Origin of the sequence: Sphingobacterium anhuiense (genome assembly GCF_042686355.1) — a bacterium.
Taxonomy (GTDB): domain Bacteria; phylum Bacteroidota; class Bacteroidia; order Sphingobacteriales; family Sphingobacteriaceae; genus Sphingobacterium; species Sphingobacterium anhuiense.
Window position 1 is genome coordinate 214,473 of the sequence record NZ_JBHUPE010000002.1, and the last position, 21,586, is coordinate 236,058.

The 21,586-nt window shown below is 37.7% G+C and carries 13 protein-coding genes; 2 read left to right on the forward strand and 11 right to left on the reverse strand.

Features of this window, described 5'->3' with window-relative positions:
• Positions 1–120: 120 nt before the first annotated feature.
• Positions 121–2,631: a family 20 glycosylhydrolase gene (locus ACFS6I_RS04155; RefSeq protein WP_380918357.1), complete on the forward strand. Its 2,511-nt coding sequence runs from the start codon at positions 121–123 to the stop codon at positions 2,629–2,631.
• Between the two features lie 83 nt (positions 2,632–2,714).
• Here ACFS6I_RS04155 and ACFS6I_RS04160 read toward each other — a convergent pair whose 3' ends face one another.
• Together ACFS6I_RS04160 and ACFS6I_RS04165 are read right to left on the reverse strand one after the other, a co-directional pair.
• Positions 2,715–3,122, reverse strand: coding sequence for a DoxX family protein (locus ACFS6I_RS04160; protein WP_315400086.1), 408 nt, complete (start codon positions 3,120–3,122; stop codon positions 2,715–2,717).
• Positions 3,123–3,127: 5 nt separating this feature from the next.
• On the reverse strand, positions 3,128–4,033 hold the full coding sequence (locus ACFS6I_RS04165) for a S66 peptidase family protein (protein ID WP_380918359.1): 906 nt from the start codon (positions 4,031–4,033) through the stop codon (positions 3,128–3,130).
• 99 nt (positions 4,034–4,132) lie between these two features.
• Here ACFS6I_RS04165 and metG point away from each other — a divergent pair, with 99 nt between their 5' ends.
• On the forward strand, positions 4,133–6,202 hold the full coding sequence (gene metG / locus ACFS6I_RS04170) for a methionine--tRNA ligase (RefSeq protein WP_380918361.1): 2,070 nt from the start codon (positions 4,133–4,135) through the stop codon (positions 6,200–6,202).
• A gap of 47 nt (positions 6,203–6,249) precedes the next feature.
• Here metG and ACFS6I_RS04175 read toward each other — a convergent pair whose 3' ends face one another.
• The 9 genes from ACFS6I_RS04175 to ACFS6I_RS04215 form a co-directional block, all read right to left on the reverse strand.
• Complete coding sequence (locus ACFS6I_RS04175; protein WP_380918363.1) at positions 6,250–7,041, reverse strand: GLPGLI family protein; 792 nt, start codon at positions 7,039–7,041, stop codon at positions 6,250–6,252.
• Between the two features lies 1 nt (position 7,042).
• On the reverse strand, positions 7,043–9,823 hold the full coding sequence (locus ACFS6I_RS04180; protein WP_380918365.1) for an outer membrane beta-barrel protein: 2,781 nt from the start codon (positions 9,821–9,823) through the stop codon (positions 7,043–7,045).
• A gap of 145 nt (positions 9,824–9,968) precedes the next feature.
• Positions 9,969–10,418: an RrF2 family transcriptional regulator gene (locus tag ACFS6I_RS04185; protein ID WP_021190852.1), complete on the reverse strand. Its 450-nt coding sequence runs from the start codon at positions 10,416–10,418 to the stop codon at positions 9,969–9,971.
• Positions 10,419–10,582: 164 nt separating this feature from the next.
• The gene (gene pafA / locus ACFS6I_RS04190; RefSeq protein ID WP_380918367.1) at positions 10,583–12,223 is read right to left on the reverse strand and encodes an alkaline phosphatase PafA; all 1,641 of its coding nucleotides are present in this window, start codon (positions 12,221–12,223) and stop codon (positions 10,583–10,585) included.
• Positions 12,224–12,256: 33 nt separating this feature from the next.
• Positions 12,257–15,058, reverse strand: coding sequence for an excinuclease ABC subunit UvrA (gene uvrA, locus ACFS6I_RS04195; RefSeq protein WP_380918369.1), 2,802 nt, complete (start codon positions 15,056–15,058; stop codon positions 12,257–12,259).
• A 143-nt stretch (positions 15,059–15,201) separates the two neighbouring features.
• Positions 15,202–16,806: a M20/M25/M40 family metallo-hydrolase gene (locus ACFS6I_RS04200; protein ID WP_380918371.1), complete on the reverse strand. Its 1,605-nt coding sequence runs from the start codon at positions 16,804–16,806 to the stop codon at positions 15,202–15,204.
• A gap of 263 nt (positions 16,807–17,069) precedes the next feature.
• A complete protein-coding gene (typA, locus tag ACFS6I_RS04205; RefSeq protein WP_132843429.1) occupies positions 17,070–18,869 on the reverse strand; it encodes a translational GTPase TypA in 1,800 nt (599 codons plus the stop codon).
• Between the two features lie 78 nt (positions 18,870–18,947).
• A complete protein-coding gene (gene kbl / locus ACFS6I_RS04210; protein WP_183916417.1) occupies positions 18,948–20,138 on the reverse strand; it encodes a glycine C-acetyltransferase in 1,191 nt (396 codons plus the stop codon).
• Positions 20,139–20,253: 115 nt separating this feature from the next.
• Positions 20,254–21,501 (reverse strand): ABC transporter permease, encoded by a 1,248-nt coding sequence (locus ACFS6I_RS04215; RefSeq protein ID WP_132771686.1) that lies wholly within the window; start codon positions 21,499–21,501, stop codon positions 20,254–20,256.
• Between the last annotated feature and the right edge of the window lie 85 nt (positions 21,502–21,586).

Below are 21,586 nucleotides of genomic sequence, written 5' to 3' on the forward strand. Positions count from 1 at the left end.
TGTTTCGGTGTGCAAATATAGAAAGGTTATTGAATATTTCAAAATAAAAATGAAAAATTATTTATTTCTCTAAAAATTGTATCTTTAGATCACACAACAAACTAAACAACTTATAGATTCATGAGTTATCAACCGTATAAAAAGTCCATTTGGCTGTCTACTACAATGGCATTATTGACAGCAAATCTCTTTGCCCAGTCTCCTGCAAACATTGAAAATAAGATTTCAGTACGCTGGGAAGTTCCAACAGGAATAAGTTTAAAGAAAAACCCGACGTCAAAATTAATCATTAAAAACACAGACAGTCAGCAAATTGCACTTAAAGATTGGTCACTATGGTTTAATTTCATCCGTGGAATAGATGCAAAATCTGTTGATTCCCGTTTTAAATTGTCACATCGTAATGGAGATTTATTCCAGATCGAATTTGCAAAAAACAATCTAACACTACAGCCCAAAGATACCATTGAAATCAATTTTACAACACTCGGTGGCCTGATAAATTATACGGATGGACCAATCGGGCTTTACGTAAGCTATGATGGTAAAGACACCTATGCGGACATCAAAAACTATGAAGCGCAACGCAATACCTTTACAGCAGAACAGCGTAAAGCCTATTTAGAGCAGAAGTTTGCGAGCAATGAACTTCTTTCTAAAGGCTCACAGCAGGATATTCTACCGCTACCTGCGCAAGCAAGCTTTGATAAAACAAAGTCATTTAAATTGACAAATACTATTTCAATCAATAGCGATAATGATTTTAATAATGAAGCCGCTTTATTCATTCAATTTCTAAAAGATCAAACTGGAATACAGGCACAGAAAAGCACGAGTAAAGACGCCCAAATCAAGATCGTTAAAACTGCAGGCTTTGAAGACGAGGCTTATGCACTGAATATCGATAGCAAAGGAATCGAAATTAAAGCAAGTACTCCTACGGGTGCATTCTACGGTTTACAGTCATTAAAATCTTTAATTCCTGCCGCAGCATGGAGCCCGACGAATAAATCATTGAATTTCCCATATGCTCAGGTAAAAGATCAGCCCCGTTTCCCGTATCGTGGTCTCATGCTGGATGTGGCACGTAATTTCCATAGCAAAGCTGAGGTACTTCGTATTTTGGATGCAATGGCGCAGTACAAACTGAATAAATTTCACTTCCACTTCATCGATGATGAGGGCTGGCGTTTAGAAATTCCAGGATTACCTGAATTGACTGAGGTCGGTAGTGTACGCTCTGCCAACTTTAAAGATGGAAAAGCCATACAACCGGCCTATGGATCTGGAGCGGTAGCAAAAGAGAAACAATATCTGAGCACGCAGGACTATATCGAGATTTTACGTTATGCAGCCGCAAGACATATTGATGTCATTCCAGAAATTGAAACTCCTGGACATGCACGTGCTGCGATAAAATCAATGGAAGCGCGTTACAATAAACTTAAAAAAGCCGGAGACCTAAAAGGTGCGGAAGAATATTTATTACATGATCCAGAAGACCTATCGGTATACAACTCTGCACAGAACTGGAACGACAACGTTTTAAATCCTGCCTTACCTTCTTCGTACCAGTTCTTAAGTAAGGTAATCGATGAAGTGAAAAAAATGCATGAACAAGCCGGTGTACCTTTAAAGATTATCGATCTAGGTGGTGATGAAACGCCTGCTGGCGTCTGGGAAAAATCTCCAAAGATCGAAGCTTTCATGAAAGAAAATAACATCACATCCGTGCATGATGTGTGGCCATATTACATTAACCGTATTAATGAATTATGCCACTCTAAAGGATTGATCATGTCGGGCTGGGAAGAAATGGGGATGAAAAATTTCGGAAAGGGAATGGATGTAAATCCAGCACTGGCCGATCATAACATCAACTTAAACGTCTGGAATAACCTGATCGGTGGTGGACAGGAAGATTTAGCGTACCGCCTAGCGAATGCAGGTTACAAAGTTGTGTTTACTTCTGCTTATAACAACTATCTGGACATGACCTGGGACCATAACTTTGCTGAGCCGGGACATAGCTGGGTAGGATTGGTTGATATTAACAAAACATACTCGTTTGCTCCGGAGAACTATTTTATTAACCTGTTCAAAGACAATTCAGGAAACGAGTTACCGAAAGATTTCGCAAAAAATAAGGTGCATTTAACGGAAAAAGGCAAAGCAAACTTTTTGGGTGTTAAAGCTGGACTTTGGTCTGAAAAAATAAATAACGATACGCGTCTTGAAGAAATGATTTTTCCACGCTTATTGGCAGTTGCCGATCGTGGATGGGCTCCGGAACAAAGCTGGGAAAATGGCGAAAATTTTGATCATCAGACTTACCAAAAAAGCTATGCTGGATTTATGCAGAAGTTAGGTAATGATGAATTGAAGAAATTAGATAAATTAAATAAAGGGTATCATTATCGTGTACCTGCTGTCGGAGTAAAATTGATCGATGGAAAGTTAACAGCCAACACCGACTACCCTGGTTTTAAAATTTACTACAGTGAAGATAACACGGAACCTACTTTAAAATCAAAAGAATATAAAGGTGCGATTCCATTTAATAGCAAGTCGACCTACAAGTTTAGAGTAATCACTCCTATCGGAGACTTGGGAATTGTTTCGACATACTAAAATAGAACGTTCACAGAACAAGAGAAAAGGCTTAACGCACGATGTGTTAAGCCTTTTCTCTTGTTACAATAAGTTCAACTGTATTATTTCTTATCAACAGAATACTTTCCCGGACCGATAAATAATAGACCAATAAAAACACAGCATAATTCAATGGCATGAGAGGCTCCTTTAATGCCATCTCCTTTTCCGAAATGAACAAGGGCCGCAACAATCATTGTGAACGCTAAAAAAAGTAAAGTAGGTCTAGTCCAAAGGCCTATCAATAAAAACAAACCTCCTACTCCTTCGGTAACGGCGGCCATAAATCCCCAAAAAATGGGTAAGAAATGAATGCCTAATACTCCCATAGAACCCCCAAGCTTGGTCCATGTTTCTACTCCGCCCATCATTTTCGGGAATCCATGCACAATCATCATCACGCCTAAACCAACACGCATGATCAATAAACCGAAATCTTTATATTTTCCTAAATTTTGAAATAGTGCCATAATATTTAATCGATATATGTTAATGAAACCTTATTTTTTGTGGTCTTTAATTTCACCTTCTTCCCAAAAATTAATGCATGATTATCATCAATATGACCGGCAGGATAAGCGAATGCAATAGGAAAATCTGCTTCCCTTACTTTGTCCATCACAATTTCAGAGACAGACTGTCCAAATGAAGGATCAGCATCTTTCGTTCCGGAAAAACCGCCGACAATCAGGCCTTTCAATTTTTTAAATTTCCCGGCCCGCTTCAATGCCCATAACATACGGTCGACACTGTAGAAAGTCTCTCCGACATCTTCGATAAACAAAATTTTACCATCGTAATTGACATCAGACTCAGATGCCAGTACGGATAGTAGAATAGCTAAATTTCCTCCAACAAGTATTCCTGTTGCTTCTCCTACTCTATTTGGAAATTCTCTCTGCTCATAGCTGTAGTCTACCGACTGCCCGAAAAGAGCGGCCTTCAATGTATCTAAAGAAGCTTTAGTACCTGCTTCAAAAGATTTTGGCATTTGCCCATGTATGGTAGGAATGGCAAATTGCTGTTGAATATGACTATGTAAAACAGTAATATCACTAAAACCAACAAGCCATTTAGGCTGTTTTTGAAAAAGCGAAAAATCAAGTTGATCAATAATCCTTACGCAGCCGTATCCACCTCTTGCCGCAAAAACAGCTTTGATCGTCTCATCGTCCAAAGCCCATTGCAAATCGGCAGCTCTTTCATGATCATCTCCCGCAAATTGATGGTAAGTGGCTGTGACAGTCTTTCCCAAAAGGACCTCCAGGCCCCATGATTCCAAAATTTTAACGGCGGCATCTATATTTCCACGAATAAAACTTGCAGGACAGACAATTGCGACTTTATCGCCTGCTTTAAGAAATTCAGGTATTTTCGTCATAATCTTTATTTTAATACCGCAAATTGAATTATCTTTGTCAAAGAAACAAACATTTATAGTGTTTTTTTATTTCGCTAACTACTAATTTACTGTATAGCATTGAGTAATTTATCCAAAAAACGTTACACCATTACATCTGCATTGCCTTATGCTAATGGTCCTTTGCATATTGGTCACTTGGCCGGCGCATATATTCCTGGCGACATTTTCGTGCGCTATTTACGTCTTAACGATAAAGACGTTGTCTATGTCTGTGGTTCTGATGAACATGGCGCGGCGATTACCATCCGTGCAAAAAAAGAAGGTATCACACCACAGCAAATTATTGATAAGTACAATTCACAAATTAAACAGAGCTTTGAAGAGTTCGGTATTGCATTTGATATCTATCACCGCACTTCTGAACCTATCCACCATGCGTTGTCTCAAGAATTCTTCACGAATTTGTACGATAAAGGTGAATTCGTTGAGAAATTCTCGGAACAATACTATGATGAAGATTTTCATCAATTCTTAGCTGATCGTTATATTGTTGGTACTTGCCCTAACTGTAAGTCGGAAGGTGCTTATGGTGATCAATGTGAGAAATGTGGTACTTCGTTAAGTCCAACAGACTTAATCAATCCAATATCGACATTGAGCGGAAAAACACCGGTATTAAGAAAAACAAAACACTGGTACTTGCCCCTAGATAAATACCAACCTTGGTTAGAGAAATGGTTGATCGAAGGTAAAAAAGACGTTTTGAAATCAAATGTTTTTGGTCAATGCCAATCTTGGTTAAAATCAGGTTTACAACCTCGTTCTATGACCCGCGATTTGGACTGGGGAGTAGATGTTCCACTTCAAGAGGCTGCTGGTAAAAAACTTTATGTTTGGTTAGATGCTCCGATAGGCTACATTTCTGCTACCAAGCAATGGGCTATTGATCATGGTAAAAACTGGGAAGATTATTGGAAAAAACAAGCAAATCCTGATGATGACTCTTGTTTAATCCATTTTATTGGAAAAGATAATATCGTATTCCACTGTATCATCTTTCCCGCAATTTTACATGCACATGGTGAATATATTTTACCGGATAACGTACCAGCAAATGAATTCTTAAATCTTGAAGGCGACAAATTATCGACCTCTCGTAATCATGCTGTTTGGTTACATGAATATTTAGAAGAGTTTCCGGGTAGACAAGATGAATTACGTTATGTATTGACTTCTATTCTTCCTGAAACATCTGATAGTGAATTTACATGGAAGGATTTCCAAGCTAGAGTTAACAATGAACTGGTTGCTATCTTTGGTAACTTTGTCAACCGTGTCATGGTACTTTCTCACAAATATTTTGATGGCAAAGTAGTTAGCGGTTCTCCGTTAAATGAAGTTGATCACAATGTTTTTGCTGAATTAGCAAAATTCCCTGATGCGATCACCGGCTCTATACAGCAATATCGTTTCCGCGAGGCATTAGCACAGTTTATGAATGTTGCTCGTTTAGGAAATAAGTATTTAGCAGATGAAGAGCCTTGGAAAGTAATCAAAACGGATGAGGAACGTGTAAAAACGGTTCTGAATGTGGCCACACAAATAGTCGCAAACTTAGCGGTATTAGCACAGCCTTTCCTTCCGAAAACTGCTACAAAACTTTTCGAAATGCTTGATTTCCCAAGTACAAATTGGACAAATGCAGGTAAAGCGGATTTAATTGCTGATGGCCACCAATTGAGTGAAGTCCAACTATTGTTCGAAAAAATCACAGACGAGCAGGTTGAATTTCAATTAAACAAATTGGCTCAGGCAAAAATTGCAAATGCAGCAGCAAATGTGAAAACTGAACCGGCTAAAGCAAATATTGCTTTCGAAGATTTTACGAAACTTGATATTCGTGTGGGTACGATCTTAGAAGCAGAGAAAATTGCTAAAACAAAGAAATTATTAAAAATCAAAATTGATACTGGAATTGACCAACGTACGGTTGTATCCGGAATTGCAGAATTCTTCACTCCTGAAGAAATCATTGGTAAGCAGGTATCTATTTTAGTAAATCTGGAGCCTCGCGATATCAAAGGAATCACCTCTCAAGGGATGATCTTAATGGCTGAGGATGCTGATGGCCGTTTGGACTTTGTGAATCCAACCTCGGCAATCAAACCGGGTAGTACCATTCGATAAAAAACTATATTTAAACAAGAAAGGGAACGATGAGTTCCCTTTCTTGTTTAAAATAATATCGCTTTCAGCTTTTTATTGAATTCCTTTTCGTCCATCCAATCATAAACTGATGATTTCAGTTTTGCGATAACTGCAGTTTTTGGCTCGGCCACCACTTTCTTTTTCTTTGTCAGCACATTGGAAACTGGAGTATTGGTTAATTCCACCTTTGTTGCAAATATATTAATGTTCATACTCGGAATGGATACGCCCAAAATCATCCCTGGTAAACCATGAATAAGTTCTGGACCTGTTGGGCTGGGAATCTGTCCTGCAAAAAATGCCACTACATAAATTGAATCTTGAATAATACCATTCGCCCTACGGCAATCGTAGCCTGCGATATTTCGGTACTCATCCGTATACTTCCACTTCACATTAGGTAACGAATCTTTCATTAATAATTCTTCATCTCCAAAAGGAAGCAATTTTAAGAAACTATTATCTTTAACATTGATATAGGTCTTGGAATCACTTATAAACGGACTGTACCAGGAGTAATTGCGATAATTCGGCGGGTAATCCTCTTGAATAGTCTCAAAGATCGTTTCATCATCAAAAAATTTTAGACTATGATGCGTAATCATCTCTGCGGGACCGGATTTCATCGCCTGCTCAACACTGATTTTATCCCAACCATTAAGATCAGGTTTGTTTAAAAAATTACGTTTTAGAAAGTTATGTAAATGGAATTTACGTTCAAAAGTTACGGTGCCACTGCTGGGAAAAAAGGCGTATTGAGCGGACACACTTGTTATAAATCCGATAATTAAAAACATTGATACAATATATTTTTTCATTTTATTTTCCTCCTTTCATGGTTGTAAAATTATAAATCACCTTCAACATTCCATAGCGGCGCAATACCTCATTACTGGACTGAATAAAAGAAGACCCACTCTGATACCGGTTAATACCACTATTCTTATTAAAGATATCATTTACAAAAAGTTGTGCTTCTAAAGATTTGTCCTTTAAGAATTTTTTCGAAATAAAACCATTCATGTTGACGATATTTATAGATTGTAATGTCTGAGTTGAACTTTGATAGTTTTGACGGCCTTCAATCGATATTTTAAACTCTTTTGGTAAATAATAAGTGGCCCTACCAAACGTATTCATTTTAAAAGATGTTCTGCTTAACTCAGGTTGTAAGGATGAACTTAAATTTTCAACGCCTGGACTAACTGATAGATAAAAATCTAACTTATTAGCCTTAGAACGATTAAATCCGATATTCGGAGCTAAGCTCCAACTTTCATTCTGATTTAAACTAGGCTCTCCCTTTCCAAGTGATAGATAACTATATTGACTATTGTACTGTACATTAGCGCCAAGGTTTAAATTCAGTCCCCATTTTTTATGCACGACAAAACGATATCCAGATCCGCCATATATACTCCAGTTAGCCTTATCAATATTAACAGACTGAATATCCTGACGACCATCTTCATAATAAGTTACCTTAGTGGATATATTATTGATTCCTTGAGAACCATTCAAATAAACATAGATACTTTGATCCTTAAGTTGCTTGTAAGAATTAAATTCTACAGAGTAATTATTACTAAAACCAGCCTTTAGATCGAAATTATCGAGGTATGTCACTAATTGTTGTGAGTTTTGCTTTAAAGGTTCTATTTGAGTCAGTGAAGGTTGAATAGTTCTTCCTGAATATCTTAAATAAACACTTTTACTTTTTGTAAGATTATAATTAGCCGATAAGGTCGGGCGTATAGAAGTTTGATTGCGCTGAAGCACAGTTGTTAAATTATTGTACTCACGCTTCACATCTTCAAAATCCAATTGGTTACTTAGATTGACCGTTAACTTACTGTCTTTATAATTGAGTGAAGTACTTAAACCATTTTTTGTACTTGTAAAATCAAAATCATTGAGTATCGCCAGATCGAGCACAGTATATTCACCAGTAATTGAATCCTTATCAAAAGATTGATTTAGAGTCTCCGATCGATTATTTAAAAAAGAATATCCAATAGATCCTGTCAATTTTTTAGATAAAGGCTCTGTAAAAGTCAATGATGCTCCTAAGTTCGTATTCTTATTTTTATTTCTTTTAAACTGGTCTATCGTATCTGTACGGTCATCTTTAAAAAGATATGCACTAGAAAAATAATTTGTATTGCTATTATTCTGATCGGTATTGGTATTGACCGCTAAAGTCAATGATCTTCTTACCTTCTTAAAACGGCGGGTTAGCAAAAGATTAAGATTTAATTGATCCTGATCAGTTCTTGAATTATTTTTAGAATATGTTTCCGTAATTCCCTGCCCTTCCAAAGTTTTTTGGTCCGCAAATGTTTCTGAAAAGTTATCTCTTTGCGATTTATTGAAACCCATTTTCACAGTCATATCGGTTAAGGAATCTAATTTATAATCATACCTTAGGTTTGCTCCATTTGTCTTGGTCTCATTGTCCGAACTCGTCACTGAATTATCAATACGTGCTTGTTCAGGAAGGTTATTTTGGGCAGAGTAAGTACTCGTATTGGTTACATTAAGCTGATTGCGCTTAAAATTGACATTGATTTTATGCTTATCATTTGCCGTTTTATCAGAGTAACTTGCTCCAAAATTTAATGCCTTGGGTACTCCGCCTCCATAAAATCTTCCATCAAATCCTCCCTCTGAACCATCTCCACCAGAAATCATAATACCGCCGCCGTCCATCACTTCCACATTACTGCTCCCTACACCATACTTCTGTCCATCTTCAAATCCAAGTCCCACCATACCATCATTGGCAGCAATACCATAAACAGCTATTTTCTGGCTCCCTTTAAATTTATTGACCATCACTTTGCCCCCATAGTAGTTATCGGTACCTCCACCAACGGTAGCTTGCCCAAACATTCCTTTCTTACTATCGGCCTTTAACTTGATATCAATAGTCTGTGTGCGTTCGCCGTCATCAACACCTGTACGATCTGCCAGGTCTGATTTCTTTTCATACACCTGTACCTTACTGACCATATCCGACCGAATATTTTTGGTGATGAGCGTCGGATCATCACCAAAGAACTCCTCTCCGTCCAATAATACTTTCTTCACTTCTTTTCCATTAGCCGTAATCTTTCCGTTTGCATCCATGGTCATACCAGGCAAGACTTTTAAAAGATCTTCCACTTTAGCATCTTTTTCGACTTTAAAGCTTCCTGCATCATATTCAATGGTATCCCCTTTAATGACAACAGGGATTCTACCTGTCACTTGTGCCTCTTCCAAAAGCAATGCTGCTTTTGATAGTTTAATAGTTCCAAAAGCAATGGGCTCTTGACCTACAGTGACATCCTTGACAACATCCACATATTGAGGAAAGGAGACAATGAACCGGTAAGTTCCTGTATCAATTTTAGGAAAGGAAAAGGATCCATTTTCATTTGTTCTAACGAACTTGACAAGAACGGAATCTTTCGCATTTAATAATACAACAGCCGCTTTACCAAGTTTCCCCCCATCCTTCGAATCTACAATCTCTCCCGATACTTTTGTTTGTGCATGTGTTGCATTGGTCAGCATAAATGAGCATAGTAATAATATGCTCCAATAGAATTTGGCCATTAGGTTCGGTTTATAATGATATTAAAAACTAAAGATATAGTTTTAATACGATAAAGTCGTATGCTTTTTGTTAAATTTTCGTTAAAAATAAAAAAGGCCGAATTAATCAAATAATTCGGCCCTTTCAGTAAAAAGTTTAATTTATCTAGCTATCTTCTGTAGTGTCTAGGTTTAATTGTTTTTCCTTGTTTATTAGACTCGCAACACTCGTATCGTTTAGTATTTGTAACATTGCATTACGAACCTCAACAAAAGTGTCGCGTATACCACAGGCATGCTCTGTGGTACATTCATCACATGAACGATAGAAATTGAGACTGACACATGGCAATAAGGCAATAGGTCCGTCGATCAATCGCATCACCTGAGATAAATAAACATCTTCTGGTGCTTTATTTAGACTGTAACCACCTCCTGCACCTTTCTTGCTATACAAAATCCCTGCATTACGCATTTCCAACAATATCTGTTCTAAAAATTTCTTCGGAATGTTTTCTTCCTCTGCAATTTTTACAATCTGCATGGGATCTTTACCGTAGTTCCTACCTAAAACCATTAAGGCTTTAATGGCATATTTTGTCTTTTTAGAAAGCATATTATTTATTCAATTTTATCTACAAACTTAGATAAAATTGTTTTATTTACAATCTTATTGCATTGCTTATAAAACAATTTTACCTCCCTCTTCTCTTCAATCAGTAAATTTATATAGCAGAAATCTAACAAATTTTACCTGTAATATAGCATTTAAAAGCGATATTACTGTCCTAACACTTCTACTATAGGAGTACCGATACTGCCATTTGGCTCCATAACATGCAACAACGCGGCTAAAGTTGGAGCAATATCAGTAACGTTTACAGCTTTATTAGAAACGCCATGTTTGATACCCCATCCCATAAATACTAATGGTATATGTGAATCAAAGCTTGACCATGTACCGTGCGTTGTACCTGTAGAACGAGGAGATCCCTCATACCATTGTGGTTCAACAACAATCTGAATAACACCACTTCGCTTCATATGATATCCGTTAATTGCTTTTTCGCGGATCGCTAGAGGAGCTTGAAGAACATCACCTTTGGACATATCAAAAACAAATGCAACACCATCCTGTTTTTTCAAATACTTGATGATATCCGTTTTGATGGCTTCTTCATCTAGTTTTAAAGTTTCAATCTTCTCATTGTCTAAATGTACTTGATAGTTCATTAGACTCTTAACCAATTTTTCTTGACCAAACTTAGCTTTCAAATTATCATTCAATGCTGTTAAGATCTGTCTGCCTGGAAAATATCCCCCATTCCCTTTCATGTCCATGAAATAACGTGAATTATAAGATGCGGCATGATCTGCTGTTAAAAAGAATGTGTAATTACCTTTACCAACTGATTTATCCAAATAGTTGAAGAGATCTGCAAGTTCATGATCCAGCTTTAAATAGATATCTTCAATTTCTACAGAAGAAAGGGAATAACGATGTCCCACATAGTCAGTAGCAGATAAGCTTACACAAAGAAAGTCCGTACTTTTCGTTGGGTTATTTCCAAGTTTTTCATTTTCTATAGCTGCTTTAGCTAAATCTAATGTCAATGTGTTTCCCATAGGCGTCGTCTTAATCAACTCATACCCTTCACTAGCCATCAATTTGGAAGTTGCCCTTGGTAATGTTGGACTTGCCTCTCCAGCAAATTTTCCTTCATAAATATTATCATCAGCAATACTTGAAGTATAGGTCGATAACGGGTAAGATGGTTTCCAATCTTGTTTTAAATACTTTTCAGCAAGTTTTTTCTTATTAAAATCTGTTACCCAGTTTGGTAATTTATCCATGTAGAAATTGCTCGTAATCCAATTACCTGACTTAGATTCAAACCAATAGGCTGCATCAGCAAAATGACCAGCAGGTAGAATACCGCCACGGTCTTTAATAGCAATGCCGATAACCTTTGATTGAAAATTGGTCGCCAATTTCAATTGATCTGTAATTGTAGAAGCGAGTAAATTGCGTGGAGACTGCTTTCCTTCAGCCTCTGTTGTACCTACCCCAACGACATTGTCATCCTGAGTACAATACATTGGTTTACCAGTTTGCTCCATAATCCAATCATTACCTGAAATACCATGTATAGCAGGTACTGATCCTGTGTAAACAGAGCTATGGCCGATAGCAGTATACGTTGGAATGTAGTTGATCAGCGTATTTTCGCATGAAAATCCCTCATTCAACAATCTTTTAAAACCACCTTCACCATAACGTTCAGCGAATCGGTACAGGTAATCCCAACGCATCTGGTCAACCATAAGACCCACGACTAATTTAGGACGTTCTGGCGACTGTGCAAAGGTTGTCAAACTACTCAACCCTACGCACATCATTATTAACATTTTTTTAATCATGTCTTTTATTTTGTTTAGGCTATAAATGTAAAATTAATTCGTTAAATGAGTCTGTAAATATTGCCCTGTATAAGAATCTTTACATTTGACCAAATCTTCAGGAAGTCCTGCAAAAACTAATTTCCCTCCTTTATCTCCGCCTTCAGGACCGATATCTATCACCCAATCTGCCGATTTGATCATATCCATATTATGTTCGATAACCAAAATACTATTCCCTAAATTAATCAGTGCCTCAAACGATTTCAAGAGCTTCTTAATATCATGAAAATGGAGACCTGTTGTTGGTTCATCAAATATAAAAAGTGTTTTCTTACTGTTATTTCCTTTAATTAAGAATGAAGCCAGTTTAATACGCTGTGCTTCTCCACCAGATAGTGTACTCGATGATTGTCCCAATTTCACATAACCTAGTCCAACATCTTGTAAAGGTTGAAGTTTAGATAAGATTTTAGGTTGATCAGCAAAGAAAACAATAGCCTCATCAACACTCAATTCCAAAACATCTGAAACCGATTTACTTTTATACTGGACATCAAGTACATGCTGTTTAAAGCGTTTGCCTTCACAAGCTTCACAAGGCAGCACAATATCGGCCATAAATTGCATCTCAATCTTGACTTCTCCTTCGCCTTGGCATACGTCACAGCGACCACCCTCCACATTAAATGAAAAGGCGGCGGGTTTTAGTCCTGCAGCTTTAGCTGCCGGTAAATTTGAATATAAAGCTCTAACTTCATCCCAAGCTTTTACATAGGTAACGGGATTTGATCGTGAAGAACGACCGATCGGATTCTGATCAACCATTTCAATTTGTTCAACGCGATCAATATCTCCTTCAATTCCATCGTAAACTCCTGTCTGCTCACCGGAATAATTCCCGATCGCTTTTTGCAGCGCTGGATATAAAATCCGTTTTACAAGTGATGTTTTCCCAGAACCGGAAACACCGGTTACAACAGTAAAATTATTAAGTGGAAAAGTCACATCGATACCCTGCAGGTTATTTTCATGCGCTCCTTTAACGGTAATGGAATTGTTCCATGTACGGCGTTGAGCCGGAATGACGATCTGATCTTGTCCGCTTAAATAACGACCTGTTAAACTTTTTTTATCTTTAATGATATCATCGTAGTGACCCGCAAATACCAATTCACCACCATTTATACCTGCTTCCGGACCAATATCGATCAGATAATCGGCAGCCTCCATCATTTCCTTTTCATGCTCGACCACAATGACTGTATTACCAATATCCCTTAGCGATTTTAAAACACCTATAAGCCTTTGTGTATCGCGAGGATGTAAACCTATACTCGGTTCGTCCAAGACATAAATTGACCCAACCAACGAACTTCCTAAAGAAGTCGCTAAATTGATACGTTGCGATTCACCTCCAGAAAGAGAGTTGGATAAGCGATTTAAAGTTAAATAGCTCAATCCTACATCACATAAAAACTGTAACCGGCTTTCAATTTCAGATAATAACCGCTTCGCAATTAAAAGATCATTTCCTTTTAGTTCTAACCCTTGGAAAAACTCCAATGCTTTATCTAAAGGCATTAATACGATATCTGTAATGGATCGATCACCAACTTTAACGTAGGTTGCATCCTGACGAAGACGGGAACCATGACATTCTGGACAATCTGTCTTACCACGATAGCGGGATAACATGACCCGATATTGGATTTTGTAAGTCTGTTCCTCAAGCTCTTGAAAAAATTGATTTAAACCTGAAAAATACTTATTACCCGTCCACAGCAATTTCTTTTGTGCCGCTGTTAGATCAGAATAGGAACGATGGATAGGAAAGTCAAACTTTAATGAAACTTTGATCAGTGCCTGTAACCATTCGCCCATCTTCTCCCCTCGCCAAGGTGCGATAGCACCATCATATACCGATCGGCTTTTATCTGGGATGACAAGATCTGGATCAATACCAATCACTTTACCGTATCCTTCACAACGGCGACATGCTCCATATGGGTTATTAAAACTGAAGAAATTAGCTGTTGGTTCTTCAAACAAGATTCCATCAAGCTCAAAACGATCTGAGAAATGATGTAACTCGTCTCCTACGGCTATGGAGCAATTACCTTTTCCTTCAAATAAAGCTGTTTGAATAGAATCCGAAAGACGATTTAAGGTATCGTCATCCGAGTCGATACGAAGACGGTCCGTAACGATTTCTATTTCACCTTCTTTAATCGCTTTATTATCTACTTTCTTGTCATCGATAATGCTTTCTATTTTCTGTAGCTCACCTTTATACTTGATACGAACAAAACCTTTCTGCAATAAAAGCGAAAGTTCCTCTTTTAACTTACGATCGTTGGTAGGAATTAGTGGAGCATAAATGGTAATAGATGTTCCCTGCTCTAAAGCCGTTGCAAAATCTACAATACTGGATACTGTATCTTTCGTAACAAGTTGTCCAGATACGGGAGAATAGGTTTTGCCTATACGTGCATATAATAGTTTCAGATAATCATAAATCTCAGTCGATGTACCGACAGTAGAGCGTGGGTTGCTTGTAATAACGCGTTGTTCAATCGCTATCGCCGGTGCTATACCCTTAATGTAATCAACTTCAGGTTTATTCATCCTTCCCATAAACTGACGGGCATAGGACGAGAGACTTTCGACATAACGACGTTGCCCCTCGGCATAGAGCGTGTCAAATGCTAAGGAAGATTTGCCCGAGCCTGACATACCTGTAATAACAACCAGTTTGTTCTTAGGGATATCGACATCAATATTCTTTAAATTATTGACTCTTGCCCCTTTTATTTGAATATAATTTTTCGGACTATTATCCTGTGTCTTCGCCATTTATAAATTCCAATCTAATTTGTTTCAATCTGACATACAGATAAAAACAAAAATAAGGATTTAAAAATCCTTATTAATAACATGAACTAATAAAAGCCCAATATTTTACAAATTCTTAATAAAGAATCTATTTCAAATGTTACCTAATATCCAACTCCTGTTCTCCTTGGCTGTCTAATAGGGGGCCAAATACCCGGTTTACCATCACTTCCCGCCGGAAGCACCCGTTGCTCCCGATTAACCAACTTACCTTCCTCAGAGGCTTTATATGCCATCACAGCAGTAAGAATTACATTATACTTGAGATCATCAAACACTAACTTATCATAAGTATCCAAATTGGTATGCCATGTATTTGAAAAATAACCCCAAGACAATGAGCTTAGCATAAAAGCTGGTACTCCTGCCGCAACGAAGGATGAGTGGTCTGATCCGCCGCCACCTGGCGATCCAGGAAATTCAGTTTTTATATCTTTTGTAACATACGCAGGTACAGCAGACATCCAGCGGGATACAAAGTCATAAGCATGAACAAAGCCTGAGCCATTAATTCGCTCGACACGGCCTGTGCCATTATCTAAGTTGAAAACAGCTTGTGTATTTTCGATTATCTCCGGATTGTCCAAGACAAATGAACGGGAACCGTTTAAACCCTGTTCTTCACTTCCCCACAAACCGATTAGTATAGTTCGCTTAGGATTTGGTAAGATCTTTTTCAAAATACGTGCGACTTCCATCATAGCGATAGTTCCGGTTCCATTATCTGTTGCTCCTGAACCTCCCTCCCAAGAATCAAGGTGAGCTGAAAGAATGACGTATTCGTTCGGAAATTGACTTCCTTTAATTTCTGCAATAGTATTAAATGATGGTACGTTTCCTAAATCCTTTGAAGCAGTCTCGACACTGATCTTTGTACTGATTCCCTTTTCGGTTAAACGGTATAACATACCATAATCTTCTAAGGAGATATCGAGCGATGGCGCCTTATATGACCGTGCTCCAAATATTTTATTCGCGCCAAATTCTTTTGACCAATTACTGGTCAATATACCCACTGCACCTGCATCTTCCAACATGGCTGGGATAGAATTTGCTGATACTCCAGAAGCTTTGATACGGTTGTTCCATAAAACTGCTAGGGAGTCCCGAGACACTTTCATCCGATCAATAGATTCCTTGGTCCCATACTCTTCCCAGTTATGATCCGGACGACCGGTTGGCTGTGGCATTGAAATCATCACAAATTTACCTTTAACAGAAGGGAGCCACTTATGAAATGATAAGGAATCCTTTACATCTGGTAGGCTAATAACTTCCGCTTGTATACTTTTCCCTTTTGTACTCGGGCTCCATGCAAGTTGTGTTCCCGCCAATGATTTGACACGGGGTGTGATCATATCGATATGTGAAATACCGCGCTCCCATCCTCTCCATTCTCCAAATTTTTGATTTTGAGCTGTAATTCCCCAACTTTCAAATTTGGCAAGTGCCCATTCATTTGCACGGGTCATGCCTGGAGTCCCCACTAAGCGGGGGCCAACTACATCTAACAGTTCAAACGCAAGCGATTCTAGCTGAGAATTATGATTGGCTTCTGCTACGATTTTTTGCACAATAGGCTCTAATACCTGCGACCCCTGCTGCGATCGATTTTGTGCAAATCCATGATCTAGAGCAAAAAAGGTAAAAAATAAGGCGTAACCTAAGACTCTTTTTGATAAAATATACGTGAGATTAGTTCTTTTCATAAAAATACAATATGTAGGGATTTTTAATAAGGCTGATTAAAAATCGAAATTTATATTGACATTAGCTACTTTGCATTGATTTTATTACAAAAAAGATAGATTATTGCCGAGCTAATTGATCTAGAAAATCTAAAAAGAATTCCAGTAAGACTTCTTCAAAACAGATAAAGGAGGATTTACAACCACTTTATGAAAAAGGGATATTACAAAAAAAGCCTCCGATTTCTCGAAGGCTTTTCAATTATTTTGATTCTAAGATAAGCTTAGAATTTTTTGTTCACTTTACGTTCACCTTCTGTTAAGTAGATCTTACGTAAACGGATAGACTGAGGAGTAACCTCAATATATTCGTCACCTTGGATATACTCCATTGATTCCTCTAAAGAGAATTTGATAGCTGGTGCGATACGCGTATTATCATCAGTACCAGAAGCACGCATATTCGTTAATTGTTTCGCTTTAACGATATTGATTGTTAAATCATTATCACGGATATGCTCTCCTAAAATTTGTCCTTCATAGATATCTACTCCTGGATCAACGAAGAATTTACCACGATCTTGTAATTTATCGATAGAATAAGCTGTTGTAGTACCTTTATCTAAAGAGATCAATACACCATGTTGACGTCCAGGGATTGTACCTTTCCAAGGCTCGTAACCTTTCAAACGGTGAGCCATAACAGCTTCACCAGCAGTAGCAGTCAATACGTTGTTACGTAAACCGATGATACCACGAGAAGGGATTTCGAACTCTAAGTGTTGCATTTCACCTTTAGTCTCCATAATCAATAACTCACCTTTACGTTGTGTTACCAATTCGATTACTTTACCAGAAACTTCAGCAGGAACATCTACTACCAATACTTCGACTGGCTCACATTTCTTACCATCAATTTCTTTCAAGATAACTTGTGGCTGACCTACTTGCAATTCGTAACCTTCGCGACGCATTGTTTCGATCAATACAGATAAATGGAGAATACCACGACCATATACTAACCATGCATCAGGAGATTCAGTAGGAACTACACGTAATGCTAAGTTTTTCTCTAATTCTTTTTGTAAACGATCATGGATGTGACGAGAAGTAACTAATTTACCTTCTTTACCAAAGAAAGGAGAGTTATTAATCGTGAACAACATGTTCATTGTAGGCTCATCAATATGAATAACCTCTAATTGCTCTGGGTTTTCGAAATCCGCAATAGTATCACCGATATCAAAACCTTCGATACCAACTACAGCACAGATATCACCACAAGCAACTTCTGTAACACGACGACGACCTAAACCTTCAAACGTATGTAACTCTTTTACACGAGATTTAACGATTTTACCATCGCGTTTCATCAATGAAATAGGTTGGTTTTCTTTAATTGTTCCACGTGCAACACGACCAATAGCGATACGACCTACGAAAGTAGAGTAATCTAAAGATGTGATTTGCATTTGCAAAGTACCTTCATTAAAAGGAGATGGTGGGAAGTGAGAGATGATTGCATCTAACAATTCAGATACATCTTCTTTAGGCTCTTTCCAATCTGTTGACATCCAACCATTTTTAGAAGAACCGTATAATACTGGAAACGCCAATTGCTCTTCAGTAGCATCTAAGCTAAAGAATAAATCAAATACATTTTCATATACTTCTTCAGGACGACAGTTTTCTTTGTCTACTTTATTAACAACTACTAAAGGTTTCAAGCCTAAAGCTAAAGCTTTTTGTGTAACGAAACGAGTTTGAGGCATAGGACCTTCAAAAGCATCTACTAATAACACAACACCATCAGCCATCTTCAAGACACGCTCAACCTCACCACCGAAATCGGCGTGACCAGGAGTGTCAATAACGTTGATTTTCACACCTTTGTATTGAACAGAAACGTTTTTAGCAACGATTGTAATACCGCGTTCACGCTCTAGATCGTTATTATCTAGAATTAAATCACCTGTACCATCATTATCTCTAAAAAGATTTGTGAAGTGTAAGATTTTGTCTACCAACGTAGTTTTACCGTGATCGACGTGAGCGATAATCGCTATATTTCTAATATTTTGCATCCAGCAAGTAAATTTGTTTTAAATTCAGGGTGCAAAGATAAGTATTTTGCATCATAAATTCATATAACTATGTGTATTTTATTTGATTACAGCTAAATCTTTTCCAACTTTTATGAATGCTGCTATTGCTTTATCCAAATGACTGATCTCATGACCTGCCGAAATCTGAACACGGATACGTGCTTTTCCTTGTGGAACAACAGGGTAATAGAAACCAATTACATAGATTCCTTCTGCCAACATTCTGGTTGCAAATTCTTGTGCTAATTTTGCATCATACAGCATAACAGGTACAATAGGGTGAAATCCCGGCTTAATATCAAAACCTGCCGCTGTCATTTTTTCGCGGAAATAAGCTGTATTTGCTTCTAATTTGTCACGCAAGTCTGTTGTCTCACTTAGCATGTCTAAAACTGCCACAGAAGCTCCTGCAATAGCTGGCGCTAAAGTATTAGAGAACAAGTATGGACGAGAACGCTGACGTAACATATCAATAATTTCTTTACGACCAGAAGTAAAACCACCAGATGCACCACCTAATGCTTTACCTAATGTTCCAGTAATGATATCAACGCGATCAATTACATTATATAATTCATGCGTACCACGTCCAGTTTTACCAATAAAACCTGTACAGTGTGACTCATCGATCATCACTAATGCTTCATATTTATCTGCTAGATCACAGATCTGATCTAATGGGGCTACCGAACCGTCCATAGAGAATGCTCCATCTGTAACGATAATACGGTGACGCGCGCCAGAAGCCGCTTGTAACTGAGCTTCTAAATCTGCCATATCCGCGTTTTTATAACGGAAACGTTGTGCTTTACACAAACGGACACCATCGATAATAGATGCATGATTCAATTCATCTGAAATGATCGCATCTTCTGCACCTAATAAAGGTTCGAATACGCCGCCATTGGCATCAAATGCAGCCGCATATAAAATAGTATCTTCTGTCCCTAAAAATTTAGAAATTTTTGCTTCCAACTCTTTGTGAATATCCTGTGTTCCACAAATAAAACGTACTGATGACATTCCATATCCATGTGAATCAATTGCTTTTTTTGCTGCTTCAGTTACTTTAGGATGTGATGATAATCCTAAATAGTTATTTGCACAAAAATTGATGACTTCTTCACCAGTGCTTACTTTAATATCAGCACCTTGAGGCGTAGTAATTACGCGTTCTTCTTTATACAAACCAGCTTCTTTGATAGCTGCTAATTCTTTCTGCAATGCAGGTTGAAGAGTTTTATACATAATAATTCAAAATTTTCTACAATAATAAGATTTTATAAGAGCATTTACTCCACTTATAAATGAAGTTTATGTTATTAATGCCTCAAAAGTATGTGAAACCGTTTGCACAATTTTACTATTCATAACGCAATGCCTCTACAGGATCTAATTTTGAAGCTTTTGATGCAGGATAATAGCCTGAGAGCATACCCACCAGAACACAAACAGTAAAACCTAATATGATCCAATTCCAAGGAACAATAAATGATGCACCCAATTGTAATGCTAGCAGGTTGCCGATGACGATGCCCAATATAATTCCTGCGGCCCCACCAATTAAACAGATAACAACTGCTTCTATTAAGAACTGTTTACGTATCACCGAAGGGGTTGCTCCAATTGCCTTACGAATTCCAATCTCACGTGTCCGCTCTGTTACAGAAACCAGCATAATATTCATTAAACCGATGGAAGCTCCTATTAATGTGATTAATGCAATCACGATTGCTCCCATTGTAATGATAACCATATTTTGAAGTAAGATCTGTGCAACCGCATCAGATTTCGTGATTTCAAAATCAGATGTTTGTTTAGCTGTCAACCCACGTATATTACGGAACACAATAGTAGCCTCTCCTACTGCGGCTTCTAAGCGGACCGGATCATTAACCGATATCGTAATGGTATAAGAAGGCTCAACACCACCCATTACTGTTCTTGCTTTTACCAAAGGTATCAAACAGGCCTTATCAGCGCCCATACCAGCGCTTGATCCCTTATTTTTTAATACTCCGATTACTTGATAGCGCACCCCACCGATTGTCATAAATTCACCTATCGGATTGATGGTGCCTTTAAATAATTTTTGATATATCTCATCACCGATAATGACAACAGGACTTCCTTTATAAACTTCCTGATTCGTAAAATTACGACCAATAGACAAGTTATATCCGGATGTTTTTAAATAGGATTCATCAGATCCGATGACACCGATATTAGGATTTGTTTTTTCTGATTTATATTTTGCTGTTGCTGCCCATGAAACATTCACATTGAGCGAGGTGACCGCGTCAAACTTATATTGTTCCTTAAAGCTGACCGCTTCTCGGTATGTAATGGACGAATATACCTTCGACTGCTCACCGCTATTTCCAATACGGACATTCAGACCGCGATTTCGAATATTAAATGAATTGGACCCCATTGAAGAAAAGGAGTCTGTTAAAGACGATTTAATCGCATCTATAGATGTTAAAACACCTATAAGTGCCGTAATGCCTATTGCGATAATCAGTGCTGTCAGAAATGTGCGCAACTTATTGCCTACAATGGATTGGAGAGCAAGTTTTATATTCTCTGAATAGGACATTTTAACAGCCATAGCAATTCTATCGTTAATATTTAGATTGCTGAAATTACTGCTATTAAATTAATTTTACAATGTTTTTAATAATTAAAGCCCCTAA